Annotated in this window: 23 protein-coding genes and 1 riboswitch; of the genes, 17 read left to right on the top strand and 6 right to left on the bottom strand. The window is 57.8% G+C overall.

Annotated features, from left to right (window positions below):
- Positions 1–101 precede the first annotated feature (101 nt).
- The 5 genes from zupT to AC2TE5_RS19460 all read left to right on the top strand — a co-directional run bounded on the left by zupT (position 102) and on the right by AC2TE5_RS19460 (position 6,102).
- A complete protein-coding gene (gene zupT / locus AC2TE5_RS19440) occupies positions 102–875 on the top strand; it encodes a zinc transporter ZupT (protein WP_213330244.1) in 774 nt (257 codons plus the stop codon).
- A 334-nt stretch (positions 876–1,209) separates the two neighbouring features.
- A complete protein-coding gene (locus AC2TE5_RS19445; RefSeq protein ID WP_213330246.1) occupies positions 1,210–1,770 on the top strand; it encodes a fimbrial protein in 561 nt (186 codons plus the stop codon).
- 77 nt (positions 1,771–1,847) lie between these two features.
- Positions 1,848–4,286, top strand: a complete 2,439-nt coding sequence (locus AC2TE5_RS19450; protein ID WP_484612225.1) for a fimbria/pilus outer membrane usher protein — start codon at positions 1,848–1,850, stop codon at positions 4,284–4,286.
- A gap of 9 nt (positions 4,287–4,295) precedes the next feature.
- Entirely contained in the window at positions 4,296–5,057 is a 762-nt protein-coding gene (locus tag AC2TE5_RS19455; RefSeq protein WP_484613366.1) for a fimbrial biogenesis chaperone, read from the top strand.
- The gene (locus AC2TE5_RS19460) at positions 5,041–6,102 is read left to right on the top strand and encodes a fimbrial protein (protein WP_213330250.1); all 1,062 of its coding nucleotides are present in this window, start codon (positions 5,041–5,043) and stop codon (positions 6,100–6,102) included. The genes AC2TE5_RS19455 and AC2TE5_RS19460 overlap by 17 nt, the downstream gene beginning before the upstream one ends.
- A gap of 45 nt (positions 6,103–6,147) precedes the next feature.
- Here AC2TE5_RS19460 and ribB read toward each other — a convergent pair whose 3' ends face one another.
- Positions 6,148–6,801 (bottom strand): 3,4-dihydroxy-2-butanone-4-phosphate synthase, encoded by a 654-nt coding sequence (gene ribB, locus AC2TE5_RS19465; RefSeq protein WP_484612226.1) that lies wholly within the window; start codon positions 6,799–6,801, stop codon positions 6,148–6,150.
- Between the two features lie 106 nt (positions 6,802–6,907).
- Positions 6,908–7,058, bottom strand: a riboswitch (FMN riboswitch).
- Positions 7,059–7,177: 119 nt separating this feature from the next.
- Here ribB and ubiK point away from each other — a divergent pair.
- Positions 7,178–7,474 carry a ubiquinone biosynthesis accessory factor UbiK gene (gene ubiK / locus AC2TE5_RS19470; RefSeq protein WP_014071796.1) on the top strand — a complete coding sequence of 99 codons (297 nt, stop codon included), beginning with the start codon at positions 7,178–7,180 and terminating at the stop codon, positions 7,472–7,474.
- A gap of 114 nt (positions 7,475–7,588) precedes the next feature.
- Here ubiK and hldE read toward each other — a convergent pair whose 3' ends face one another.
- The 3 genes from hldE to AC2TE5_RS19485 are packed head-to-tail and all read right to left on the bottom strand — an operon-like array spanning position 7,589 to position 13,238.
- A complete protein-coding gene (gene hldE, locus AC2TE5_RS19475) occupies positions 7,589–9,019 on the bottom strand; it encodes a bifunctional D-glycero-beta-D-manno-heptose-7-phosphate kinase/D-glycero-beta-D-manno-heptose 1-phosphate adenylyltransferase HldE (RefSeq protein WP_029740691.1) in 1,431 nt (476 codons plus the stop codon).
- A 40-nt stretch (positions 9,020–9,059) separates the two neighbouring features.
- Complete coding sequence (gene glnE / locus AC2TE5_RS19480; protein ID WP_484612227.1) at positions 9,060–11,915, bottom strand: bifunctional [glutamate--ammonia ligase]-adenylyl-L-tyrosine phosphorylase/[glutamate--ammonia-ligase] adenylyltransferase; 2,856 nt, start codon at positions 11,913–11,915, stop codon at positions 9,060–9,062.
- Positions 11,916–11,936: 21 nt separating this feature from the next.
- On the bottom strand, positions 11,937–13,238 hold the full coding sequence (locus AC2TE5_RS19485; protein ID WP_484612228.1) for a CYTH domain-containing protein: 1,302 nt from the start codon (positions 13,236–13,238) through the stop codon (positions 11,937–11,939).
- A gap of 229 nt (positions 13,239–13,467) precedes the next feature.
- On the opposite strand from AC2TE5_RS19485, the gene AC2TE5_RS19490 reads away from it, so the two are divergent.
- Entirely contained in the window at positions 13,468–14,088 is a 621-nt protein-coding gene (locus tag AC2TE5_RS19490) for a TIGR04211 family SH3 domain-containing protein (protein ID WP_024906484.1), read from the top strand.
- 60 nt (positions 14,089–14,148) lie between these two features.
- Positions 14,149–15,390, top strand: a complete 1,242-nt coding sequence (locus AC2TE5_RS19495; RefSeq protein ID WP_024906483.1) for a multifunctional CCA addition/repair protein — start codon at positions 14,149–14,151, stop codon at positions 15,388–15,390.
- Positions 15,391–15,400: 10 nt separating this feature from the next.
- On the opposite strand, the gene bacA is transcribed toward AC2TE5_RS19495, so the two are convergent.
- Together bacA and folB are read right to left on the bottom strand one after the other, a co-directional pair.
- A complete protein-coding gene (bacA, locus tag AC2TE5_RS19500) occupies positions 15,401–16,222 on the bottom strand; it encodes an undecaprenyl-diphosphate phosphatase (RefSeq protein WP_023333446.1) in 822 nt (273 codons plus the stop codon).
- A 106-nt stretch (positions 16,223–16,328) separates the two neighbouring features.
- Entirely contained in the window at positions 16,329–16,697 is a 369-nt protein-coding gene (folB, locus tag AC2TE5_RS19505) for a bifunctional dihydroneopterin aldolase/7,8-dihydroneopterin epimerase (RefSeq protein ID WP_023333447.1), read from the bottom strand.
- Between the two features lie 107 nt (positions 16,698–16,804).
- Here folB and plsY point away from each other — a divergent pair, with 107 nt between their 5' ends.
- The 9 genes from plsY to AC2TE5_RS19550 all read left to right on the top strand — a co-directional run bounded on the left by plsY (position 16,805) and on the right by AC2TE5_RS19550 (position 24,017).
- Entirely contained in the window at positions 16,805–17,425 is a 621-nt protein-coding gene (plsY, locus tag AC2TE5_RS19510) for a glycerol-3-phosphate 1-O-acyltransferase PlsY (RefSeq protein ID WP_202773688.1), read from the top strand.
- An 84-nt stretch (positions 17,426–17,509) separates the two neighbouring features.
- Positions 17,510–18,976 (top strand): MFS transporter, encoded by a 1,467-nt coding sequence (locus tag AC2TE5_RS19515; RefSeq protein WP_484612229.1) that lies wholly within the window; start codon positions 17,510–17,512, stop codon positions 18,974–18,976.
- Between the two features lie 188 nt (positions 18,977–19,164).
- Entirely contained in the window at positions 19,165–19,992 is an 828-nt protein-coding gene (locus AC2TE5_RS19520) for an urease accessory protein UreD (RefSeq protein WP_213330254.1), read from the top strand.
- Between the two features lie 10 nt (positions 19,993–20,002).
- Positions 20,003–20,305 (top strand): urease subunit gamma, encoded by a 303-nt coding sequence (locus AC2TE5_RS19525; protein ID WP_006811999.1) that lies wholly within the window; start codon positions 20,003–20,005, stop codon positions 20,303–20,305.
- Between the two features lie 10 nt (positions 20,306–20,315).
- Positions 20,316–20,630, top strand: a complete 315-nt coding sequence (locus tag AC2TE5_RS19530) for an urease subunit beta (RefSeq protein ID WP_484612230.1) — start codon at positions 20,316–20,318, stop codon at positions 20,628–20,630.
- Positions 20,623–22,326 (top strand): urease subunit alpha, encoded by a 1,704-nt coding sequence (ureC, locus tag AC2TE5_RS19535; RefSeq protein WP_484612231.1) that lies wholly within the window; start codon positions 20,623–20,625, stop codon positions 22,324–22,326. The genes AC2TE5_RS19530 and ureC overlap by 8 nt, the downstream gene beginning before the upstream one ends.
- Positions 22,327–22,335: 9 nt before the next feature.
- Positions 22,336–22,794, top strand: a complete 459-nt coding sequence (ureE, locus tag AC2TE5_RS19540; protein WP_484613367.1) for an urease accessory protein UreE — start codon at positions 22,336–22,338, stop codon at positions 22,792–22,794.
- 9 nt (positions 22,795–22,803) lie between these two features.
- Positions 22,804–23,343 carry a HupE/UreJ family protein gene (locus AC2TE5_RS19545; RefSeq protein ID WP_484612232.1) on the top strand — a complete coding sequence of 180 codons (540 nt, stop codon included), beginning with the start codon at positions 22,804–22,806 and terminating at the stop codon, positions 23,341–23,343.
- The gene (locus tag AC2TE5_RS19550) at positions 23,343–24,017 is read left to right on the top strand and encodes an urease accessory protein UreF (RefSeq protein WP_484612233.1); all 675 of its coding nucleotides are present in this window, start codon (positions 23,343–23,345) and stop codon (positions 24,015–24,017) included. The genes AC2TE5_RS19545 and AC2TE5_RS19550 overlap by 1 nt, the downstream gene beginning before the upstream one ends.
- Positions 24,018–24,026: the final 9 nt, after the last annotated feature.

A 24,026-nucleotide genomic window follows, 5' to 3' on the forward strand; every position in this document is an offset into this window, starting at 1 on the left:
AAATTTGAATGTAAGGAATGTGTAAAGCCGGGGTTTCCCCCTCGCTTTGCCAGAAATGAATCATTTATATTAATGAGAATCATTATCATAAGGAGCAATGCATGTCAGTCCCCTTGATCCTGACCATACTGGCGGGCGCCGCGACCTTTATCGGTGCGATCCTCGGCGTGCTCGGCCAAAAGCCCTCTAACCGCGTACTGGCCTTCTCACTGGGCTTTGCTGCCGGGATCATGCTGCTCATCTCGCTGATGGAGATGCTGCCTGCCGCGCTGGGCACAGAAGGCATGTCTCCGCTGCTGGGTTACGGCATGTTTGTCTTTGGCCTGCTGGGATACTTTGCCCTCGATCGCATGCTACCGCACGCGCATCCGCAGGATTTAATGCAGAAAAACGTGGCGCCGATGCCGCGCAATATCAAGCGTACCGCCGTGCTGTTAACGCTTGGCATTAGCCTGCATAACTTCCCGGAGGGGGTCGCGACCTACGTGACGGCCAGCAGCAATCTTGAGATGGGCTTTGGCATCGCGCTGGCGGTCGCCTTACACAATATTCCTGAAGGACTGGCCGTCGCCGGACCGGTGTATGCCGCCACCGGCTCTAAACGCACCGCGGTGTTTTGGGCAGGTATTTCCGGGATGGCTGAAATCCTTGGAGGCGTGCTGGCGTGGTTGATCCTCGGAAGTCTGGTCTCCCCCGTTGTGATGGCTGCCATTATGGCTGCGGTTGCCGGGATCATGGTTGCGCTCTCCGTCGATGAGCTCATGCCGCTGGCGAAAGAGATCGATCCGAATAACAACCCCAGCTATGGCGTACTGTGTGGAATGTCGGTAATGGGGCTAAGCCTGGTATTATTGCAGTCTGCGGGTATTGGTTAACATTAGCCTGCCTCCGTACCATACGGAGGCAGGCTTGCGAAACATTAAGATACAGGTAAAATAATAATCCATCCTATTGCCAACAAATTATTTACAATGAATAATATTGTTTCAAAGAAATATATTTATAAAATTGAGTTTGAATATCGCCCTACCACTTCTTAAATCATGAGAATAAGCTGATACTTACAATCAATAAGTATTATATATTAATAAAATCTTAAAATAGCTTTAAGCTACAGTAATCGCTTCCCCCCACCTCCCTCCCGTATACTTGACGTGCGTTCTGAAATTAATATTCAGAGTATGAATTCGTTTGAAAAAGGATATTTTCATGTATATGGGTAAAAAAGTTCTGTTAGCCGTTGCTATGGCTGCGATTGTATCGGGTTCTGCCTTTGCTGACGACCAGGGTTCAGGCAAAATCAAATTCAAAGGTGTCGTTATTGATGCGCCTTGCAGCATTGCTCCAGACAGCGTTGATAAAGAAGTCGACCTCGGTGAAGTGACCACTGCCGTCATCAACGCCAACAAAAAGTCTACCGCTGTGCCGGTTGATATCAACCTGGAAAACTGCCAGCTAGACGATCCGGCGGACGAAACGGACACGCCAATTACCAAAGTCGATGTCACCTTCACCAGCTCAGCAACAGACGCGACGGATACCAGCCTGATGACCAACACCTACGCAAGCGGTGCGCAGAACGTGGGTGTTCGTCTTCTGGATAACGCCGAAGCCAACATTACGCTGGGTGCGCCTAAAGAAGTTGATCTTCTGGCAGGTTCCACCACTCAGACGCTGCACTTCAAAGCGTTAATGGAAGTGCTTGCAGGCAAAACCGCTACGGCGGGTCAGGTTGAAGCCACCGCTAACTACGTTCTGGCGTATAAATAATAACTTCGCGTCACGGTATAAACCGGCTGGCATTTAGTGCAGCCGGCATTCTATATCTTTTCTTGAGTAACAGGACGATGACATACAAATTACAATGGATAATCATTATTACGTCCCTGTTAATGACGAAAATTACCTCTGCGACTGAATTTAACATAAATGCCATTGATAAAGATCAGCGTGGTAGCGTTGACTTATCACTCTTCAAAGATCAAATCGCCGTAACGCCAGGTAACTATTTTGTTACGGTTTCCATTAATGATATTCCGCTGGCAAACGGCTGGCAGCTTCGCTGGCGAGAAATGAATAATCAGGTACAGGTCTGTATTCCACCTGAACTGGCCGATACCTTTGCTCTACAGGACTCCATTCGCAGCGCTCTGCCAGAAAAAGAGGGATGCATTGATTTTTCATCCAGACCCGATATTAAGTTTACCTTTGACCAGGCCAGCCAGACGCTCAAGGTGACCGTCCCGCAGGCATGGCTACAGTACCGTGCCGCAGACTGGATGCCTCCATCCACCTGGGACAACGGCGTGCCTGGCGTATTGCTGGATTACAACCTGTTCGCCAGTCATTATCAGCCTAATAACGGCTCAGGTACGGACAACGCCAACACCTACGGTACCGCGGGTGCAAATATGGGCGCGTGGCGGCTGCGCAGCGATTATCAGTACACGCAAACGCATACCGATGCCGGTTCTGAACATGATGGACGCTTTTCACGCGTTTATATGTTCCGTCCTCTCCCCTCGCTCGGCGCCAAACTTACGCTGGGCGAAACGGATTTCCAGTCCGCTATTTTTGATGCTTTCACCTATACCGGCGCATCCCTGATTAGCGATGAGCGCATGCTGCCGTGGTCGCTACGCGGTTACGCACCGCAAATTACCGGCATCGCTCAGACCAACGCCACGGTTACCGTCAGCCTTGCCGATCGTGTGATTTACCAGAGCAAAGTCCCGCCCGGTCCCTTTGTGATTCAGGATCTTAACCAGTCTGTCCAGGGTACGCTGGACGTCAAAGTGACGGAAGAAGACGGGCGCGTCAGCACCTTCCAGGTCTCTGCAGAATCGGTGCCGTTTTTAACCCGCAAAGGTCAGGTTCGCTACAAGCTGGCGACCGGGAAAGCGCGCAAGGACGCCTCGCACGACGTTGAAGATAACGCGTTTCTGAGCGGGGAATTCTCCTGGGGGATGCTGTCACAAACCTCACTTTATGGCGGTACGCTCGCCGATGGCGACCATTATCGGTCCGTCGCCGCCGGGATCGGACAAAACATGGAGTACCTGGGTGCCCTCTCTTTTGACGTCACGCAGGCGACCAGCCAGTTGCCCAATCAGAATAGCCAGACGGGCTACAGCTACCGCTTTAACTACAGCAAGCGTTTCGATACCACTGGCAGCCAGCTAACGCTCGCCAGCTATCGTTACTCCGACCCACAGTTCCTGAGCTACGCCCGTTTTCTCGATTATGACAATAACGATCGTCAGTCCGAAAAACAGACGCTCAGCGTGACCGCAAGCCAGTACATTTCGGCATTATCGCTCAACCTCTATGTGAACATGCTGCGCCAGACCTGGTGGAACGACTCGCCGTCCACAACGGGCAGCGTGACCGCAGGCTACAACTTTGACCTGGGCCGCTGGAAAAACCTGGGCGTCACCCTGTCGTGGAGTAAAACGCATTATGAAGATGAAGCAGACGATACGCAGTTCTATCTGTCGTTGAGCGTGCCGCTCGACCCCGATCATCGTCTGAATTATGACCTGCGCAACAGCGACAGCCTGAGCCAGAACGTGTCGTGGTATGACACATCAGACCGCAATAATACCTGGGGCGTTTCCGCAGGCACCGAGAGCGAGAAGTCAGATGCAGGCGCGCAGGTCAGCGGCAACTATCAGCATTATTCCCCTTATGGCGATCTGAATCTCTCCGGGAGCTATAAGGCTAATGAATACAATTCCCTGAGCGCGAGCTGGAACGGCTCATTCACCTCAACGGCCAAAGGCGCCGCCCTGCACCGCCGCAGCTACGGTAATGAACCGCGCGTGATGGTCAGCACCGACGGCGTAGGCAACATTCCGCTGAACATGTCGCGGGATGAAACGAACCGGTTTGGCATTGGCGTTTTACCGTCCATCTCCAGCTATTCGCCCTCCAGCGTGCAGGTCAATATGAACAACCTGCCCGATGGCGTGGACGTGGACACCCGCGTCGTCACCTCAACCTGGACGGAAGGCGCCATTGGATATCGTCAGATTGTCACGCGTGCCGGCAACGATATCGCAGGCATCTTACGTACAACCTCTGGCACACCACCGCTGGGTGCGGTTGTTCGCCTGCTTGAGAACGACCGGCAGATTGCTATGGTCGCCGATGACGGCCACGTCTGGCTCGGTGCCGTAGAGCCAGAACAACAGTTTCGCGTGACGTGGGGAGACAATCAGCAGTGTCGCTTCACGTTACCTTCACACCTTGAAAACAGTATGCAGTTGATACTGCCATGTCAGTAAGAAACCATGATGAAATTAACCTCACTCAAAAGCCTGTGCCTGATGCTGGTCGGCACAGCATTCACCACCCACGCGGCCGTAAACCTCGACCGCACGCGCATTGTCTTCCCGGAAAGCGACAAAGCCAGCAGCCTGAAGGTTGAAAACCAGAGCAAGGCGTTGCCTTATCTTGCGCTCTCCTGGATTGAAGATGAAAAGGGGCGCAAAGAAGACACGCATTTCATGGCGCTCCCCCCTATTCAACGCCTTGAAGCGGGCTCCGCGTCGCAGGTTAGGATCGTTAAGCAAGCGGCCACCAGCCAACTGCCGAAAGACAGAGAATCTCTGTTTTATTTCAACCTGCGCGAAGTGCCGCCGAAAAGCAGCAGCGCCAGCGAGGAACGCAGCGTCATGCAGGTTGCGATGCAGAGCCGAATCAAGCTGTTCTGGCGTCCAAAAGCGATTACCAAAAAGCCCGGTGAACTGGCGGAAATGCGCATGGAAATTTCAGCCAATGTCAAAGGGCTAACCGTGCATAACCCCACGCCGTATTACATCACCCTCGCGTGGCTCAGTAAGAATGCGAAGACCATGCTGCCGGGCTTTGACAGCCTGATGATCGCGCCTTTCGCAACGGAGACAACCTCTACCGGTGATTACCACGGCAACTACTACAGCGTCGGTTACATCGACGATTACGGTGCGTTGAAAAAAGTCGACGCGCAGTGCGCCGGAACGGCTAAATGCACGCTAACCGAACGGAAGATCGATAAAGATGCGAAAGCTCACTAACATTCTGTTTATTCTGCTGGTTTCGGTGCTGCCTTTAAAAGAGGCATTGGCGCTCGACTGCTATCTGGGTGGCTCAGGCGGTCCCGTTGAAGAAACCAAAACCATCTCGCCGTTTGCCATCCCCAGTAATGCACAGGTGGGTGAAAAAATTTGGGAGTCGGATGACATCAAAATCCCGGTAACGTGCGACCACAACGTTGTCAGCGGTTTTGAAAAAGAAGATATCTACGCCTGGGTCAACCCTTACCCTGCCGCTTCGGACCCCTATTATGAACTTGGCGTGACCTATGAAGGGATGGATTATGATGCAACCGGCCAGCCTAACGGCGTTGACACCCGGCAGTGTCTGGATAACCACGGTATCCTGATTTATACCCCGGCCCAAATCCGTCAGATGGGTTGGGAAAATCTCATTTGCTCCGGTAATCCGGATGATATCCACACCTCACGCACCTTTATCGCTCGTCTGCGCCTTTACGTAAAAATCAAAGCTATGCCGCCCCACGGCTACGTCAGCTCGCTGGGCGATTACATCGTTGTCCAGTTTGACGGTAAAGGCGGCGTGAACCAGATGGCGGACGCGAAAAACCTCAAATATCACATTAACGGCCTGCAGAACATCACCGTTCTGGACTGCGGGGCGACGTTCAGCATTTTCCCTGAGAACCAGGAGATTGATTTTGGCACCTTTAGCGCGCGCGATATTGTGAATCAACAGACGCGTAAACGGACCTTTTCGGTGAAGACAACGAAGGTGCAGGATGCCCAATGTTCAGACGGCTTCAAAATGGATTCGTCGTTCTATACGAGTGAATCGCTGACCGCCAACGATACCGCGCTGCTGATAGGCAATGGCCTGAAGCTGAGGATCCTTAACGGGACCGAGCCCTATGCCTTTAACCACTACAACGAATACGCGGATTTTACGGGCAGCACGCTGCAGTATCAGCAGGATTACACCGCAGAGCTGTCGCCGGTCGAAGGAAAAGCGATCCAGTCCGGCCCGTTCGAAACGGTGGTGCTGTTCAAAATTAACTATCACTAAAAACACAAAAGCCGGGTTTCCCCGGCTTTTTTCATATCAGCCATTTCAGCTAGCTTTGCGCTCGTGCGCCTGGCGATACTCAACCAGATCTTCAATCGTGACCACCGGCATGTTGTGCAGACGCGCAAAGGTGATGCACTCCGGCGCGCGCGCCATGGTGCCATCATCGTTGGTCAGTTCGCACAGCACGCCTGCAGGTTTGAAGCCTGCCAGCGTCACCAGGTCGATGGTCGCTTCGGTGTGGCCGCCGCGGGTCAGCACGCCGCCCGCCTGCGCACGCAGTGGGAAGACGTGGCCTGGACGGTGCAGATCGGATGGCTTCGCACCGTCTGCAATCGCGGCACGTACGGTGGTCAGACGGTCAGCCGCAGACACACCGGTGGTCACGCCATGCGCCGCTTCAATGGTCACGGTAAAACCGGTACCAAAGGCGCTGGTGTTGTTTTCGACCATCATCGGCAGCTCGAGCTGCTTACGACGATCTTCATTAATACACAGGCATACGATGCCGCTGCCGTGACGGATGGTCAGCGCCATCTGTTCAACGGTCATGTTTTCGGCGGCGAAAATCATGTCGCCTTCGTTTTCACGGTTTTCATCGTCAAGCACCATCACACCGCGGCCTTCGCGCAGTGCATCCAGTGCATGTTCAACACGTTGAGTTGAAGTACCAAAAGAGGAAAGTAGCGTCTGATTCATGGTAAAAAAACCTCATTAACTTTATGGTTACCAGAATCAGGGCAGTCTTAGGAGCGCCGTATAAGCGGCAAAAAGATAACGTGAGCGGGCCCATGCCCGACTGGATCGTTACTCTCTCCCATCCGGACTCTAACCGTCGGCCCCGGAATTACACCGGATCTGCTGACCTTTGAGTTTTCACCCAAAGCGCTCGCGGGCTTTCAGCGTCACGCTGATTTACCGCCGGTGGGGAATTTCGCCCCGCCCTGAGAATAAGCGAGATAACTATAACGCTATTGATTATCCTGGGCAATGCATAAGCATCAAACAATTTTGTTTACCCCGGGCATGACGCGCTACAATGGACACTAACACCTTTCCATCAAGGGAAACGACAATGATTGACCCGAAAAAAATTGAGCAGATCGCGCGTCAGGTTCATGAATCTATGCCAAAAGGCATTCGTGAATTTGGTGATGACGTAGAAAAGAAAATCCGCCAGACGCTGCAGGCGCAGTTGGTTCGCCTTGATTTAGTCAGCCGCGAAGAGTTTGACGTGCAGACCCAGGTTCTGCTGCGCACCCGCGAGAAGCTGGCGCTGCTGGAACAGCGTCTGACCGAGCTGGAAAACCGTAATGCACCGGAAGAAGTGAAGCCGGCACCGGCTATTCCACCGGTGGACGACCAGGAGTAAGTGCGGCCTGTTGTGCCCGGTGGCGGCTACGCCTTACCGGGCCTACATGAACGCGTATGTCGGGTAAGGCGCAGCCGCCACGCGACATAAAAAACGGGCCAACTGGCCCGTTTTTTACTGACTGTCTTTCTGGATCTTCTTGATGATGTTGGTGGTTGAGCACCCGTCCTCAAAGTTGAGCACCATCACCTCGCCGCCGTTGGCCCAGACCTCTTCGCTACCCGCGATTTGCTCCGGCTTGTAATCCCCGCCTTTTACCAGCAGGTCCGGCAGAATGCCGGCAATCAGGCGCTGCGGCGTGTCTTCTTCAAACGACACCACCCAGTCCACCGCTTCCAGCGCGCCGAGCACAATCATGCGCTGCTCGAGCGGGTTCACCGGACGCGTTTCCCCCTTCAGGCGCTTCGTCGACGCATCGCTGTTGACCGCCACAATCAGGCGATCGCCCAGCTTGCGCGCGTTCGCCAGATACGAAACGTGGCCCGCGTGCAGGATGTCAAACACGCCGTTGGTCATCACCACTTTTTCACCACGCTTGCGCGCGGCGGCGACGGCCACTTTAAGCTCGTCTTCGGTCATGACGCCAAAACCGGTATCGGCACGACCGCGCACCGCGTTTTCCAGCTCAATTGGCGAAACGGTTGAGGTCCCGAGCTTACCGACGACCACGCCCGCCGCGGCGTTGGCGAAGTAGCACGCCTCTTCCAGCGAGTTTCCTGCTGCCAGCGTTGCCGCCAGCACGCCGATCACCGTATCACCGGCACCGGTCACGTCGTACACTTCCTGCGCCTGGGTTGGCATATGCAGCGGCGCTTTGCCCGGCTGCAGCAGCGTCATCCCCTGCTCGGAGCGGGTGACCAGCAGCGCGGACAGCTCAAAGTCAGCAATAATCTTCATGCCGCGCTCAACCAGCTCTTCCTCGGTTTTGCACTTGCCCGCCACCGCTTCAAACTCGGAGAGGTTTGGCGTCAGCAGGGTTGCGCCGCGATAGCGCTCAAAATCGGTCCCTTTCGGGTCGATCAGCACCGGCACGTTGGCTTTACGCGCCAGCTGAATCATCGTCTTCACACTGGCCAGCGCGCCTTTGGCGTAGTCGGACAGCACCAGCGCGCCGATATTGCCCAGCGCCTGGTTGATACGCTCGTGCAGCGGCTCGGGATCGACGCCCTCGAAACCTTCTTCAAAGTCGAGGCGGATCAGCTGCTGGTTGCGAGACAGCACGCGCAGCTTGGTGATGGTCGGGTGGGTCGGAACAGAAACGAAGTCGCACTTCACGTTCACGTCCGCCAGCGACTTGCTCAGCGCGCGCGCCGCATCGTCGATGCCGGTCAGGCCAACCAGACGCGACTGCGCGCCCAGAGAGGCAATGTTCATCGCCACGTTTGCCGCGCCGCCGGGACGCTCTTCAATGGTGTCGACCTTAACCACCGGTACCGGTGCTTCCGGAGAGATGCGGCTGGTCGGCCCATACCAGTAGCGATCCAGCATCACATCCCCAACAACCATTACCCCAGCACGTTCAAACTCTGGCAGTGTTACTTTCATTCCTGACTCCAGAAAGATTCACAATTTGCGCGCGATAATATCACACTTGATTTGTTACGCACGGTTCCACCAGCCACTTCTGCCAGCTGGCCGTTACCTGAGCACGTTCATGAGCAAAACTGTCCAGCGCCACGTGCCCCGGTTCCTCCTGCAGCGCCAGGTGATGAAGCTCATCGCGAAGCGTCGTGTAGGCGCGGGTTAAGGCCTGCGCCTCCTGCTCGTCCATGATGTCGTTTTGCGCCAGCAGTTCCAGAATGCGAACGTTATCGGACCAGCGCGTCAGCTTCGGCTTGTCGTGGGCGTGCAGCAGCACCAGATACTGGGTGATGAATTCAATATCGGTAATCCCGCCCTCGTCGGCTTTAATATCAAAGCGATCGCGATGTTTATTGCCGAGATGCGCGCGCATTTTCTCGCGCATTTCGCGCACTTCCGTTTGCAGCGTGCTGCCATCACGCACGGTGGTCATAACCTCCCTGCGGATGACGTCAAACTGCGTTTTGAGCGGCGGATCGCCATACACCACGCGAGCGCGCACCAGCGCCTGATGCTCCCACGTCCAGGCTTCGTTCTTCTGGTAATCGGCGAAGGAGTCCGTTGAGGTCACCAGCATGCCCGCCGCGCCGGACGGACGCAGGCGCGCATCCACTTCATACAAAATGCCCGACGAGGTGCGGGTACTGAACAGGTGCATGATGCGCTGCGCCAGGCGCAGATAGAACTGACGCCCGTCAATCTCACGCTCGCCGTCGGTCATCACGTCAACCGGGCAGTCGTGCAGGAAGATTAAATCCAGATCGGAGCTATAGCCCAGCTCCCAGCCGCCGAGCTTGCCGTACCCCACGACCGCGAAGCCGCGTCCTTCACGATCGGCCAGGTGTTTCGGCTGGCCGTAGCGCGCCACCATCTGCACCCACGCCTGATGCACTACCGCGTCGATGATTGCCTCTGCCAGCCAGGTTAAGTGATCGCTCACTTTCATCACCGGCAGCGTTCCGGCGATATCCGCCGCCGCCACGCGCAGCATCTGCGCCTGCTTAAACTGACGCAGCGCCTCCAGCTGTTGCTCTTCGTCTTCTTCCGGCACGCGCAGCAGATACTGACGCAGCTCGTCCCGGTAGGCATCCGTCGCCGTTGGCTGATACAGCGTGTTCGGATCGAGCAGCTCATCCAGCAGCAGCGGGTAACGCGCCAGCTTGTTGGCCACCATTGGCGACGCGGCGCAGAGCGTAATCAGGTGCTTCAGCGCGCCGGGGAACTCGCTCAGGAGCTCCAGATAGGTGGTACGCGTGATAATCCCGCTCAGCAGCGGCATCATGCGCGACAGCGGCACCGGCGCGTCCGCCCGCGAGCAGACCTCGCTCAGCAGGTGCGGCATCAGGTGATCCAGCACCTGACGACCGCGCGGGCCGATGGCGCGTTTGTTCAGCTCAAGACGGAAATCTGCGATCAGCGCCACCACGCGATGCCGGGCGTCGTCAGTTAAGTGCGTCAGCACCGGCGTGGTGTCATCTTCCTGAAGCGCATCCTGCCAAAGCTCGCGCCAGTGCTCGGAAAGCGCATCGTCCTGCGATTCACTTTCGTCATCACCGATCAGCTCGTTAAAGATGCGGCGCACGCCCGCCATGTGGGCGTCCAGCCGTTCGGTTAACGTTGACCAGTCGTCCACGCGCATGCCCCAGGCCAGACGCGCCCGGTTGAGGTCATCGCCCGGCAGGGTCTGGGTCTGTTCGTCGTTGATGCTTTGCAGCAGGTTTTCCAGACGGCGCAGGAAAAGATAGGCCTCGCGCAGGGTTTGCGCGTCGCCGTCCGGCAGCAGGTGCAGCTGCTCGATGGCGCTCAGCGTCGGCAGCAGCGAGCGGGACTGCAGCGACGGCTCACGGCCGCCGCGAATAAGCTGGAAGACCTGAACGATAAATTCGATTTCGCGAATGCCTCCCGCGCCGAGCTTAATGTTGTCCTTCAGACCACGACGGCGCACCTCACGGGCGATCATTCCTTTCATGTTACGCAGGGACTGGATCACGCTGAAGTCGATATAGCGACGGAACACGAACGGGCGCAGCATGGCGCGCAGCTCGTTGGCGTAAGCGTCGTCGCTGTCGCCCATGATCCGCGCTTTAACCATCGCATAGCGCTCCCAGTCGCGCCCCTGCTCCTGGTAATAATCTTCCAGCGCGGCAAAGCTCAGCACCAGCGGGCCGCTGTCGCCAAACGGACGCAGGCGCATGTCCACGCGGTAAACAAAACCGTCCTGCGTGGGCTGATCCAGCGCCTTAATCAGACGCTGACCGAGGCGGGTAAAGAACTGGGCGTTGTCCAGCTCGCGACGGCCGCCGCGCGTGGAGCCGTTCTCGGGCCAGGCAAAAATCAGGTCGATGTCGGAGGAGAAGTTCAGCTCGCAGCCGCCCAGCTTGCCCATCCCCAGAATCAACAGCGGCTGAGGAACCCCTTCCTCACTGCACGGCGTGCCCCACTCTTTACAGCAGGCGGCGTAGAGCCAGTCGCGCGCGGCGACAATCAGCGTTTGCGCCAGCTCGCTTAGCTGCTGCAGCGTGCTCTCTTCGCTCACCAGCTCAAGCGACTGCGCCCAGGCAATGCGCACCATCACCCGACGGCGGAACTGGCGCAGGACGCGCATCAGCGTGGCTTCATCCGCAACGTCTTCGAGCGCGGTTTGCAGCCAGCCGGCATAATGCCGCCACTCGTCCGCCTGCGGCGGCGCGTTCTCAAGCTCTGCCAGCCAGTCCGGGTTGGCGGCGATACTTTCCTGCACAAAATCACTGAAGGCGAGCACGCTCTTCGCCTGCTCGCTTAATGATGACGCCGGTAATGACTCAGGCAGACGTTCGCAAACGGTCTGCCACTGCTGCTGTAACGCTGAAGAAAGCGGCATTATAGGGGTTCCTTGCCAGAGTTAACGTTTTCCGCTGTGCAGCCAGAACGGCTCCTGCGAAATGGCCTCGTTACGGAAATGCTCAATCTCAATATGCTGGCGGGTTTCAATGGCATGCTTCAGACCCTGCCAGTTCTCCAGCCAGGCCTGCGCCTTCACGCCGTCATAGGCACCGGACAGCAGCACCATGCTGTCGATGTTCCGCGACAGACGGGGAAGCTGATCGCCATATTGATCGCCCAGCGGGTAAGCAAACGTAGTCTTCAGTTCAGCGGCATGACGGGAAAGATGAATATCCGCGAAACGCTTAAAGTTTTCCGCGATTTTGGCCTCTGCTTTCGCATCCAGGAAGGCGCGCCAGCCGCGCGTCACCAGGAACTCGGTCAGCGCCAGTTTTGCCGTCGCGGCTTGCGGGCTGTAGATCGCCGTTTGCGCCGATACGTCGGAGAGCATCAGCGTTTCGGTTTGCGTCAGCAAGTCACGTAAGTGAGCGCTCGCTTTGCGAGGAACAATACCGCCGAACAGCGTCAGGGTATGGCGCACCAGAGCAATCGCCGCCAGCACGTGGGATTTCGCGTTTTTCACATTTCGCACCCACAGCTCTTCATGGTACTGCCACTGAGAAAGCGCCAGCTCCAGCGCGGCTTCCAGACCCTGCTCAACGCTGGCTTTCGGCGCAACGTGCAGGATGGTCGTCTCTTTCAGCACGCGCGGTGCATTTCCGGCGGCCAGATGGTAACCCCGCGCGGCTTTACTCAGGCTTCCCTGACGTAATCCGGACTGGTTCACCAGCCTGCGCGCCAGCTTCAGCACGTCATTTGCGTCCCCTTCCAGCAGCTCAAGCTCCAGTTCGCAAATCGGCTCCTGGAACTCGCCCGCCTTCACTTCCCCCAGATCGAGGGCAATTTCGATGCGGCTTTTGCCTTCGGTCACCAGCCATTTTTCGCGCCAGAAATCGGTGCTGAACAGCGGCTGTACCTGTTCCGCCAGCGTGGAAGGCAGCTCGCCTTCCGGCCAGACTTCCGCCGGGAAGCGTTCCAGCTCAAGTTCTGGCTTGCTGATGTCGATATTGTATTCCGGGCGCTGGTGTAAACCGCCGACCACGCGGCCGGCAATTTTCATCGTCATCTCGTAATGCCCGCTCACACCGCGGATGCGCAGCCCCATATCGTGGCGGCGAAGCCAGTTGTCTGGCGTTTCGTAATAGATATTAAGCAGTTGTACCGGTGCATGGTGTTCGCCGGAAAGCGTATGCAGATGCTGGCGGAGTGCGTCAACGCTGTCTTTTTCGACGATAAACTTTAATTCGATTTCTTGTGCCATAGCCTTGTACTTTTGCGTGCGTCACAGACGCGTCAATGAGGGCGAACTTCCTCGCCATTTGTTTGTCAGTACATAGTATTTTGCGCCAAATTGCCATGCAATGAGCAATTTGTCGGGCGTAAATCTGTAGAGTCGTGACACAGATGATTCTGATTGCTGACGAATGCTTTGCGTAGAGACACTGTTGCCACTACTATCGTTCCACTATTTATGAAAATAACGACTAATGATGCTTAAATTACGCCTGATTGGACTTACTTTACTCGCTTTTAGCGCCGCAACCGCAGTGCACGCTGAAGAGAAGCGTTACGTTTCTGACGAACTGAACACCTGGGTACGCAGTGGCCCCGGAGATAATTATCGCCTCGTGGGCACGGTGAATGCCGGCGAGGAAGTCACCCTGTTACAAACCAACGCGGACACCAACTATGGTCAGGTTCGCGACAGTACCGGTCGTACTTCCTGGATCCCGCTGAAAGAGCTGAGCACCGTGCCAAGCCTGCGCACGCGCGTGCCGGATCTGGAAAACCAGGTGAAAACTCTGACCGACAAGCTGAACAACATCGACGGCACCTGGAACCAGCGCACCGCTGAAATGCAGCAGAAAGTGGCGCAAAGCGACGGTGTGATTAACGGTCTGAAAGAAGAGAACCAGAAACTGAAAAACGAGCTGATTGTCGCGCAGAAGAAGGTGAATGCCGCCAATCTGCAGCTCGACGACAAACAGCGCACCATTATCATGCAGTGGTTTATGTATGGCGGCGGCGTGCTGGGCGTGGGTCTGGTTCTGGGTCTGGTGCTGCCGCATCTGATCCCAAGCCGTAAGCGTAAAGACCGCTGGATGAACTAATTCGTCTTCTCTGCCAGACTTACGTATCATTCTGGAAAAGAGAAAACGGGAGAGTTGGGCGTGAAGAGTTATCTGGTCGGTGGTGCGGTACGTGATGCGTTGTTAGGTCTGCCGGTCAAAGATAAAGACTGGGTGGTGGTTGGTGCCACCCCTGAAGAGATGCTCGACGCGGGCTACCAGCAGGTAGGCCGCGATTTTCCCGTTTTCCTGCACCCGAAAAGCCGTGAAGAGTATGCCCTGGCGCGTACCGAGCGGAAATCGGGCTCGGGCTATACGGGCTTCACCTGCTATGCCGCGCCGGACGTGACGCTGGAGCAAGATCTCCTGCGCCGCGATCTCACCATCAACGCGCTGGCGCAGGACGAGCACGGGCAGATCGTTGACGCCTATGGCGGTCAGGACGATCTGCGCAACCGTCTTTTACGTCACGTTTCCCCGGCGTTTTCTGAAGATCCGCTCCGCGTGCTGCGCGTGGCGCGTTTTGCCGCGCGTTACGCCCATCTCAGCTTCCGTATTGCCGACGAGACAATGGCGCTGATGACCGCCATGACCGAGGCGGGCGAGCTTGAACACCTGACGCCAGAGCGCGTCTGGAAAGAGACGGAAAATGCGCTCACCACGCGCAACCCGCAGGTCTTTTTCCAGGTCCTGCGCGACTGCGGCGCGCTGAAGGTGCTGTTCCCGGAAATAGACGCGCTGTTTGGCGTACCAGCCCCCGCAAAATGGCACCCGGAAATTGATACCGGCGTACACACGCTGATGACGCTGAGCATGGCGGCCATGCTCAGCCCTGACGTGGACGTGCGCTTTTCCACCCTGTGCCACGATCTTGGCAAAGGCTTAACGCCAAAAGAATTCTGGCCTCGCCACCACGGGCACGGCCCGGCAGGGGTGAAGCTGGTCGAGGGTCTGTGCCAGCGTCTGCGCGTGCCGAACGAGATCCGCGATCTGGCGAAACTGGTGGCCGAGTTCCACGATCTGATCCACACCTTCCCGATCCTGAAACCGGCTACCATCGTTAAGCTTTTCGATAATATCGACGCCTGGCGCAAACCCCAGCGCGTAGAGCAAATTGCGCTGACCAGCGAAGCTGACGTGCGCGGTCGTACCGGGTTTGAAGCGTGCGATTACCCGCAGGGACGTTTACTGCGTAAAGCCTGGGACGTCGCGAAAGCGGTGCCCACGAAGGACGTTGTCGAAGCAGGATTCAAAGGACCGGAAATTCGCGAAGAACTCACGAAACGGCGAATTCAGGCGGTGTCGGACTGGAAGGAAAAGCATTGCCCTCAGCCGAAAGACTGAGGGCCATCGGTCAGAAGAAGACCACGTACACCGCAGCCGCCACGATAAAGCGATAGATCGCGAACGGAATAAACGAGATACGCTTAATCAACTGCAGGAAGGTTTTGATGGCAATCAGCGCCACGATAAAGGCGGTGATGAAGCCGACGGCGAACATCGGAATGTCGCCAGCCGTCAGGAAGTGATAGCTCTTATAGACGTCGAGTACGGTGGCGCCCATCATCATCGGCACCGCCAGCAGGAACGAGAACTCTGACGCGGCGTAACGGCTTACGCCCATCAGCATCCCGCCGGAGATGGTAGCACCTGAACGCGAGAAGCCCGGCCACAGCGCCAGACACTGGAAGCAGCCAATGATAAACGCCTGACGATACGTCATATCGTCCAGACCTTCCGCGCGCGGCGTTTTTGGCTTCAGTACTTCCGCGGCGATCAGCAGGAAGCCCCCCACCACCAGCGCGTACATCACGTTAATCGGGTTAAACAGAGATTTGATGGCGTCGTGGAAAACCAGGCCCAGCACCACCGCAGGGATCATCCCGAGCAGAATATGGATCAGTGACAGACGACCTTTACCGGCCCCCTCGTGCTGAGGCGGACGACCAAAATGGATGCCGATCAGGCCAAACAGGCGACGCCAGAACATCACGACTACTGCCAGAATAGACCCCAGCTGGATCACCACTTCAAACGTTTTCGCGGTATCCCCTTCAAAGCCCAGCAGATGGCCAACGATAATCATATGGCCCGTACTGGAAACCGGCAAAAACTCCGTCAATCCTTCGACCACACCCAGTATTGCCGCCACCAGCAGCGAGTGCATATCGCTCATCTATAAACCCCTAAAAAAGATATAAAAAAACGGTGTCACATACGGACAACCGATAAGATACAGTCTTGAGACCGGTATAACCTAAAATGGTTTAGCAATTATGACGTTAATTCTTGCCTTTCAGATTTGTGCCACGCTCAATGATGACGCCAACATTGGCGGCGCGCGCCACCGCTCCCGGCTTGCTCAGCTTGATGCGCACCCACGGTGAGTTGAATTTTTTCAGCAGCAACTCTGCGACTTCTTCCGCCACCCGTTCGACGAGCGCAAAACGTTGCCCTTCAACGTGGGCGATGACCGTTTCACTGATGTCGGCATAGCTCAGACAGTCGTTCACGTCATCGCTTTTTGCCGATTTGCGGTTATCCCATCCCATTTCGATATCGAACACCAGTTTCTGCTCGATGGTCTGTTCCCAGTCGTAAACACCAATTGTGGTGATTACCGAAAGTTGCTCTATAAATACAATATCCATCACGACCTGCCTGCTTTTTGGCTAAACCGGATACCACTTCCGGCGAATTATGCGTATTATCCACAGATGCTGAGAATACAGATACCTTTTCAAAACGGAACAGCGTTATGAGTGCAATCGCGCCTGGAATGATCCTCCTCGCCTATCTTTGCGGCTCAATCTCCAGCGCCATTCTGGTCTGCCGCATTGCCGGGTTACCTGACCCGCGTGAAAATGGTTCCGGGAATCCGGGGGCGACCAACGTACTACGAATTGGCGGCAAGGGAGCAGCCGTAGCGGTTTTGATTTTTGATGTTCTGAAAGGGATGCTACCCGTCTGGGGCGCGTATGCGCTGGGCGTCACGCCGTTCTGGCTGGGGCTCATTGCTATTGCTGCCTGCGTCGGCCACATCTGGCCCGTATTCTTCGGCTTTAAAGGCGGCAAAGGTGTGGCGACCGCCTTTGGTGCCATTGCGCCCATCGGCTGGGACTTAACCGGCGTCATGGCCGGGACCTGGCTTCTGACTATTCTGCTGAGCGGCTATTCGTCGCTGGGCGCTATCGTCAGCGCGCTGATCGCGCCGTTCTACGTCTGGTGGTTCAAACCCCAGTTCACCTTCCCGGTGTCGATGCTCTCCTGTCTTATCCTGCTGCGTCATCACGACAATATCCAGCGCCTGTGGCGTCGTCAGGAGACCAAAATCTGGACGAAGCTCAAGAGGAAGAAAAAAGACGTTCCAAAGGGTTAGTTATGCCTTATAGCCAAATGTGATTTTGGTCACCTTCTGCCTGTGGTAACTGTTAGGGACACAACACAACCACATAAGAAGAAAATGGCTGAAATCACAGACACCACTCCCCTTTCAACGGCAGGAAGCACCCCGGATGGCGACATCAAGTGGGTGCGTAGCGCATCGGATGTATCACGCCTCGTTAATGACGGTTCTCAGGGCCGGACAAACGCCCGTATCGTGGTCGGTATCGCGCTGGGCGGCATTTTCCTCGACGCCTACGATCTCGGCGCGCTGGCGTTCGGCATTAAAGACATCACCCGCGAATTTAACCTGACGCCCGCCGGTACCGGCATGGTAGCCTCGGCGATTACCTTTGGTGCCATCGTCGGGGCGCTGCTCGGCGGCTATCTTACGGATAAAATCGGGCGCTACCGCGTCTTTATGGCTGATATGGTCTTCTTCGTCGTCGCCGCTATCGCCTGTGCTTTCGCCCCGAACGAATATGTGCTCGCGGGCGCGCGCTTTGTGATGGGGCTCGGCGTGGGGATCGACCTTCCCGTGGCGATGGCGTTTTTAAGCGAGTTCGCCAGGCTGAAAGGGCCCGGAAATAAGGCTTCCAGCGTCGCGATGTGGTGCCCCACCTGGTATGCCGCCATCAGCATCTCCTACCTGCTGGTGCTTTTCTTCTACGCCGTGCTGCCGGAAAGCCACAGCGACTGGTTGTGGCGTTTGATCCTGGGCTTCGGCGCGGTGCCCGCGCTGGTGATTATCGCCATCCGCAGCCGCTATATGAGCGAATCTCCGGTCTGGGCGGCGAATCAGGGCAACCTGAAAGAGGCGGCGTCCATTTTACGCCAGTCGTATAACATCAATGCCCACGTGCCGCAGGACGCGCTCAGCCAGCCCGCACCCGTCGTGAATAAAGCGAAATGGTCAAACTATCTGAACCTGTTCCGCGGCATCTACTTACGCCGCACGACGCTCGCCACGCTGCTTTCCGTGGTCTCGTCGTTTGCCTATAACGCCGTGGCGTTTGGTCTGCCTGTGATCATCTCCAGCTTCTTTGTCCAGTCGATGCTCACCACCATACTCATTTCTCTGGTGCTTAACCTGCTGTTTGCCTTCGTCGGCGGACTGCTGGCGGTACGCTACGTGCCGCGCTTCGGCGCCTGGCGGATGTCGCTTGCGGGTTATGCCTGCCAGCTTGTGGCGCTGCTGGGTCTGGCGCTGATTGGCCGCCCTGAAGGCGCCTCTGAAGGGGTGCTCGCGGTCGCGATGCTGGCGCTATTCCTGTTCGGTCAGGGCTTCGGCCCGGGCGCGCATACCATGACGTTTGCCTCGCTGAGCTACCCGACCTCCCTGCGCGGCGTGGGCGTGGGTCTCAACCAGACGCTGATGCGCAGCAGCTCGACGCTGTCGCTGTTCCTGTTCCCGCTGCTGGTCGCCTCGCTGGATACCGCCGTGTTCTGGGTGATTGCGCTGGCGCCGTTTATCGGCCTGGCGTCGCTGCTGGCGATCCGCTGGGAACCGTCCGGGTATGATGTGGATGCGGAGGATTATCGCTAGCCTTTCCTGCCGGGTGGCGCTGCGCTTACCCGGCCTACACTGCGCATTATCTTGTAGGCCCGTGCAAGCGTAGCGCCGCCGGGCGAAAATCACATGAGCCGTTTTATCCATAAGCGACTCATATGACAGGCTTCATTTCCGCCAGGGCATACTGAAACGTATCCCGATGGTGTGGAAATGGATGCAGCATGTTAGCAGCTCAGGTCACTGATAATACGTATAAAGGCTGGCAGGCATCGCTTGCCCTGCAGTTTTGTCACACCCCTGAGAAAACCCTCCTGCACTCCGCCCACCACGTCGGGCCGCTCACCGTTCAACGTCCGTTTTACCCCGAAGGGGAAACCTGCCACCTTTACCTGCTGCACCCGCCCGGCGGGATTGTTGGCGGCGATACGCTGGACATTTCCGTTCGGCTGGACGCCAAAAGCCATGTGCTTATCACCATGCCCGGCGCCAGCAAGTTCTATCGCAGCAGCGGCCCGCAGGCTCGTCTGAGCCAGCATTTTTACCTCGAGGAAGATTCCACCCTCGAGTGGCTGCCGCAGGACACCATTATATTTCCCGGCGCGAATGCCGCGCTGCGCTCCGTTTTTCATCTGAAGGCCTCCAGCACGCTGCTGGCGTGGGAGCTGTACTGTCTGGGTCGCCCGGTGATAAACGAAGCCTTCAGCCACGGCACGCTGGAGAGCCGCCTTGAGGTGTGGGTAGATGATGAGCCGCGCCTGATTGAGCGCCAGCATCTTAGCGACGGCGATCTCACGCCCGTCGCCGGGCATCCGTGGATCGGCACGCTACTGTTCTACCCAGCCCGGGAAGAACATCTCGACGCGGTGCGCGAACGGCTCGCACCGCTGGAAAATTATGCGGGTGCAACGCTCACCGATGACCTGCTGTCGGTGCGTTTTCTCTCCCACGACAACCTGATTTGCCAGCGGGCGATGCGCGATATCTGGCAGTCGCTTCGCCCGCTTCTCACTACCAAACCCGCCTGTTCGCCGCGTATCTGGCAGACATAAGAGAAACGTTATGGAACTGACCCCCAGAGAAAAAGACAAGCTGTTGCTGTTCACCGCCGCGCTGGTTGCCGAACGCCGCCTTGCGCGCGGGGTAAAGCTCAATTACCCGGAATCGGTCGCGCTGATCAGCGCCTTCATCATGGAAGGCGCGCGCGACGGCGAAACCGTCGCCTCGCTGATGGAGGCGGGCCGCCACGTCCTGAGGCGCGACCAGGTCATGGAGGGCGTCCCGGAGATGATCCCGGATATTCAGGTCGAAGCCACCTTCCCGGACGGATCGAAGCTCGTCACCGTCCACAACCCGATCGTCTAAGGAGCGCGAGATGATCCCAGGTGAATACCGGATCCAGCCCGGAAACATTGCCCTCAACGTCGGGCGTGAAACCCAACGCGTGGTTGTCGAAAACCACGGCGACAGGCCGATCCAGGTCGGATCGCACTACCACTTTTACGAGGTCAACCCGGCGCTGAAGTTCGATCGGGAAGCCACCAGAGGCTACCGGCTGAACATCCCGGCGGGCACCGCCGTGCGCTTCGAGCCCGGCCAGAAGCGGGAAGTGACGCTGGTTCTGGTCACCGGGGCGCAGCGCATTTTCGGTTTTCGCGGCGAGGTGATGGGAGAGGTGAAACATGGCTGAGATTTCACGCCGGGCGTATGCCGATATGTTCGGCCCCACCACCGGGGATAAGGTGCGGCTGGCCGACAGCGAGCTGTGGATCGAAGTAGAAGACGATTTCACGGTCTACGGCGAAGAGGTCAAGTTCGGCGGCGGAAAGGTGATCCGCGACGGCATGGGCCAGGGGCAGATGACCGCTGACGGCTGCGTGGATCTGGTTCTCACCAATGCGCTGATCGTCGATCACTGGGGGATCGTAAAAGCCGATATCGGCGTCAAGAATGGGCGGATCTTCGCCGTCGGCAAAGCCGGGAACCCGGACATTCAGCCCGGCGTGACGATCCCGATTGGCGCGGCAACAGAGGTGATTGCCGCCGAGGGGAAGATCGTCACCGCTGGCGGGATCGACACCCACATCCACTGGATCTGCCCGCAGCAGGCGGAAGAGGCGCTGGTCTCCGGCGTCACCACCATGATCGGCGGCGGCACCGGACCGACGGCGGGCACCAACGCCACCACCTGCACGCCGGGGCCGTGGTATATCGCCCGCATGCTGCAGGCTGCCGATACGCTGCCGGTGAATATTGGCCTGCTCGGCAAAGGTAACGGCTCCAACCCGGATGCCCTGCGCGAGCAGATTGCCGCCGGTGCTATCGGGCTGAAGATCCACGAAGACTGGGGCGCGACGCCTGCGGCGATCAACTGCTCGCTGGAAGTCGCGGAAGAAATGGATATTCAGGTGGCGCTGCACAGCGACACGCTGAACGAGTCCGGTTTTGTCGAAGACACGCTGGCGGCTATCGCCGGGCGCACCATCCACACCTTCCACACCGAAGGCGCGGGCGGCGGCCACGCGCCGGATATCATCACCGCCTGCGCGCACCCGAATATTCTGCCCTCTTCCACCAATCCGACCTTGCCCTACACGGTGAACACCATCGACGAGCATCTCGACATGCTGATGGTTTGCCATCACCTCGATCCGGATATCGCCGAGGACGTGGCGTTTGCCGAATCCCGCATTCGTCGTGAAACCATCGCCGCGGAAGACGTGCTGCACGACATCGGCGCGTTCTCGCTCACGTCGTCAGATTCGCAGGCCATGGGCCGCGTCGGGGAAGTGATTATCCGCACCTGGCAGGTCGCGCACCGCATGAAGGTTCAGCGCGGCGCGCTGCCGGAAGAGACCGGCGAGAACGACAACTTCCGCGTGAAGCGCTATGTCGCCAAATACACCATTAACCCGGCGCTCACCCACGGCATCGCCCACGAAGTCGGTTCGATTGAGGCGGGCAAGCTGGCGGATCTCGTGGTCTGGTCCCCGGCGTTCTTCGGCGTCAAACCCGCCACCATCGTCAAGGGCGGGATGATCGCCTGTGCACCGATGGGCGATATCAACGCCTCAATCCCTACGCCGCAGCCGGTGCATTACCGTCCGATGTTTGGATCGCTGGGCGCCGCGCGCCACGCCACCCGACTGACGTTTATCTCGCAGGCCGCCAGTGCAAACGGCATCCCGCAGCAGCTCAGCCTGCAAAGCGCCACCGCGGTGGTGAAAGGCTGCCGAACGGTGAAAAAGGCGGACATGATCCACAACGGCCTGCAGCCGAATATCACCGTCGACTCGCAAACCTACGAGGTGCGCGTCGACGGTGAACTGATAACCAGCGAACCGGCTGACGTTCTGCCGATGGCGCAACGCTATTTCCTGTTTTGAGGAGTGATGATGATCTATTTAACCCAACGCCTGGACCATGCGCACCCGATTACCGCCAGCGTCACGCTGCCGATTGACGTGCGGGTGAAAAGCCGCGCCCGCGTATCGCTGAATGACGGTCGCGAAGCCGGGCTGATGCTGCCGCGCGGCCTGCTGCTGCGCGGGGGCGACCTGCTGACTACCGACGACGGCAGCGAGGTTGTCGAGGTAATCGCCGCTCCTGAGTCGGTTTCCGTGGTGCGCTGTGTCGATCCGTTCCTGCTGGCCCGCGCCTGCTACCACCTGGGAAACCGCCACGTGCCGCTGCAGATCATGCCCGGCGAGCTGCGCTATCACCACGACCACGTTCTCGACGACATGCTGCGCCAGTTCGGGCTGGAAGTAACGTTCGCTACTCTGCCGTTTGAACCGGAAGCGGGCGCTTACGCCAGCGATGCCCACAGTCACTCTCACGCTCATTCACATTAAGGATCAATCATGCGCAAGTATTTACCGCTGTTACTGCTGGCTTTTTCCGTTCCCGCGCTCGCGCATCCCGGCCACGGCGCCGACAGCTTTCAGGCCGGTTTTCTCCACCCGCTGACCGGGCTCGATCACCTGCTGATGCTCACCGGTGCGGGCGTACTCTCGGCGCTGAGCGGTCGCAAACTCCTGCTGCCGTTTGCCACCCTCGGGATGATGCTTGTCGGCGCTATTGCGGGCAGCCTGCTCGGCGGCTTCAGCGGCATGGAGATGCTGATTATCGCCTCGCTGGCGGTATCCGGCGTGATGATGTTTAAAAATGAAAACCGTCTGCTGCTGGCGGTGCCTGCCCTGGCGATGTTCCACGGCTGGGCGCACGGCGTGGAGATGTCCGGCCACAGCTTCTGGCTCTTCACCAGCGGCTTTATGCTTGCCAGCGCCACGGTGCTATGCGCCAGTTTCGCCGCAGGGCTGCTGCTGCGCCGTCACGACGGCCTGCGTAAAATCTTCGGCGGCGGGCTGATTGTCTCCGCCCTGCTGGCGCTGATGAGCTAATGGAGCACGCCCGCCAGAGGCTGCGCCTGATGCAGCTCTCCAGCAGCAGCCTGCCGGTCGGGTCGTTTACCTGGTCGCAGGGGCTGGAGTGGGCCGTTGAGGCGGGCTGGGTCACGGACGCCGGGGCCTTTAAACGCTGGCAAATCCAGCAGATGGAGCAGAGCTTTTTCTGCGTCGATCTGCCGCTGTTTATCCGTCTTTATCAGGCCTGTGAGCAACGCGATCTTACACATGCAAAACGCTGGACGGCATATCTTCTCGCCTGCCGGGAAACGCGCGAGCTGCGCGAAGAGGAGCGCAACCGCGGGGCGGCGTTTACACGGCTGATTAAGAGCTGGGAACCTGACTGTCCGCCCGAATGGCTGCCGCTGTTTATGCAAAGCCAGCTTTGCGGCATGGCCTGGCTCGGCGTGCGCTGGGGCATTAGCGCGCGCGAGCTGGCGCTGAGTCTCGGCTACAGCTGGATGGAGAGCGCGGTGATGGCGGGCGTCAAGCTGGTGCCGTTTGGGCAACAGGCCGCGCAGCAGCTGATTATCGAACTGAGCGACCACTACGCCGCTGGTTTTGAGCAGGCATTTTTACGTCGCGACGACGCGCTGGGGGCAGCAACGCCGCTGTCCGCCATCGCCTCCGCGCGCCACGAAACCCAATATTCACGACTATTCCGTTCCTGAGGAGTCAAC

Source organism: Enterobacter sp. N5-15, from assembly GCF_057221635.1.

Excerpts from the sequence above, each read along its gene's own strand:
- zupT (WP_213330244.1), top strand. The coding sequence starts at position 102 with ATGTCAGTCCCCTTGATCCTGACCATACTGGCGGGCGCCGCGACCTTT.
- AC2TE5_RS19445 (WP_213330246.1), top strand. The coding sequence starts at position 1,210 with ATGTATATGGGTAAAAAAGTTCTGTTAGCCGTTGCTATGGCTGCGATT.
- AC2TE5_RS19450 (WP_484612225.1), top strand. The coding sequence starts at position 1,848 with ATGACATACAAATTACAATGGATAATCATTATTACGTCCCTGTTAATG.
- AC2TE5_RS19455 (WP_484613366.1), top strand. The coding sequence starts at position 4,296 with ATGAAATTAACCTCACTCAAAAGCCTGTGCCTGATGCTGGTCGGCACA.
- AC2TE5_RS19460 (WP_213330250.1), top strand. The coding sequence starts at position 5,041 with ATGCGAAAGCTCACTAACATTCTGTTTATTCTGCTGGTTTCGGTGCTG.
- ribB (WP_484612226.1), bottom strand. The coding sequence starts at position 6,801 with ATGAATCAGACGCTACTTTCCTCTTTTGGTACTTCAACTCAACGTGTT.
- ubiK (WP_014071796.1), top strand. The coding sequence starts at position 7,178 with ATGATTGACCCGAAAAAAATTGAGCAGATCGCGCGTCAGGTTCATGAA.
- hldE (WP_029740691.1), bottom strand. The coding sequence starts at position 9,019 with ATGAAAGTAACACTGCCAGAGTTTGAACGTGCTGGGGTAATGGTTGTT.
- glnE (WP_484612227.1), bottom strand. The coding sequence starts at position 11,915 with ATGCCGCTTTCTTCAGCGTTACAGCAGCAGTGGCAGACCGTTTGCGAA.
- AC2TE5_RS19485 (WP_484612228.1), bottom strand. The coding sequence starts at position 13,238 with ATGGCACAAGAAATCGAATTAAAGTTTATCGTCGAAAAAGACAGCGTT.
- AC2TE5_RS19490 (WP_024906484.1), top strand. The coding sequence starts at position 13,468 with ATGCTTAAATTACGCCTGATTGGACTTACTTTACTCGCTTTTAGCGCC.
- bacA (WP_023333446.1), bottom strand. The coding sequence starts at position 16,222 with ATGAGCGATATGCACTCGCTGCTGGTGGCGGCAATACTGGGTGTGGTC.
- folB (WP_023333447.1), bottom strand. The coding sequence starts at position 16,697 with ATGGATATTGTATTTATAGAGCAACTTTCGGTAATCACCACAATTGGT.
- plsY (WP_202773688.1), top strand. The coding sequence starts at position 16,805 with ATGAGTGCAATCGCGCCTGGAATGATCCTCCTCGCCTATCTTTGCGGC.
- AC2TE5_RS19515 (WP_484612229.1), top strand. The coding sequence starts at position 17,510 with ATGGCTGAAATCACAGACACCACTCCCCTTTCAACGGCAGGAAGCACC.
- AC2TE5_RS19520 (WP_213330254.1), top strand. The coding sequence starts at position 19,165 with ATGTTAGCAGCTCAGGTCACTGATAATACGTATAAAGGCTGGCAGGCA.
- AC2TE5_RS19525 (WP_006811999.1), top strand. The coding sequence starts at position 20,003 with ATGGAACTGACCCCCAGAGAAAAAGACAAGCTGTTGCTGTTCACCGCC.
- AC2TE5_RS19530 (WP_484612230.1), top strand. The coding sequence starts at position 20,316 with ATGATCCCAGGTGAATACCGGATCCAGCCCGGAAACATTGCCCTCAAC.
- ureC (WP_484612231.1), top strand. The coding sequence starts at position 20,623 with ATGGCTGAGATTTCACGCCGGGCGTATGCCGATATGTTCGGCCCCACC.
- ureE (WP_484613367.1), top strand. The coding sequence starts at position 22,336 with ATGATCTATTTAACCCAACGCCTGGACCATGCGCACCCGATTACCGCC.
- AC2TE5_RS19545 (WP_484612232.1), top strand. The coding sequence starts at position 22,804 with ATGCGCAAGTATTTACCGCTGTTACTGCTGGCTTTTTCCGTTCCCGCG.
- AC2TE5_RS19550 (WP_484612233.1), top strand. The coding sequence starts at position 23,343 with ATGGAGCACGCCCGCCAGAGGCTGCGCCTGATGCAGCTCTCCAGCAGC.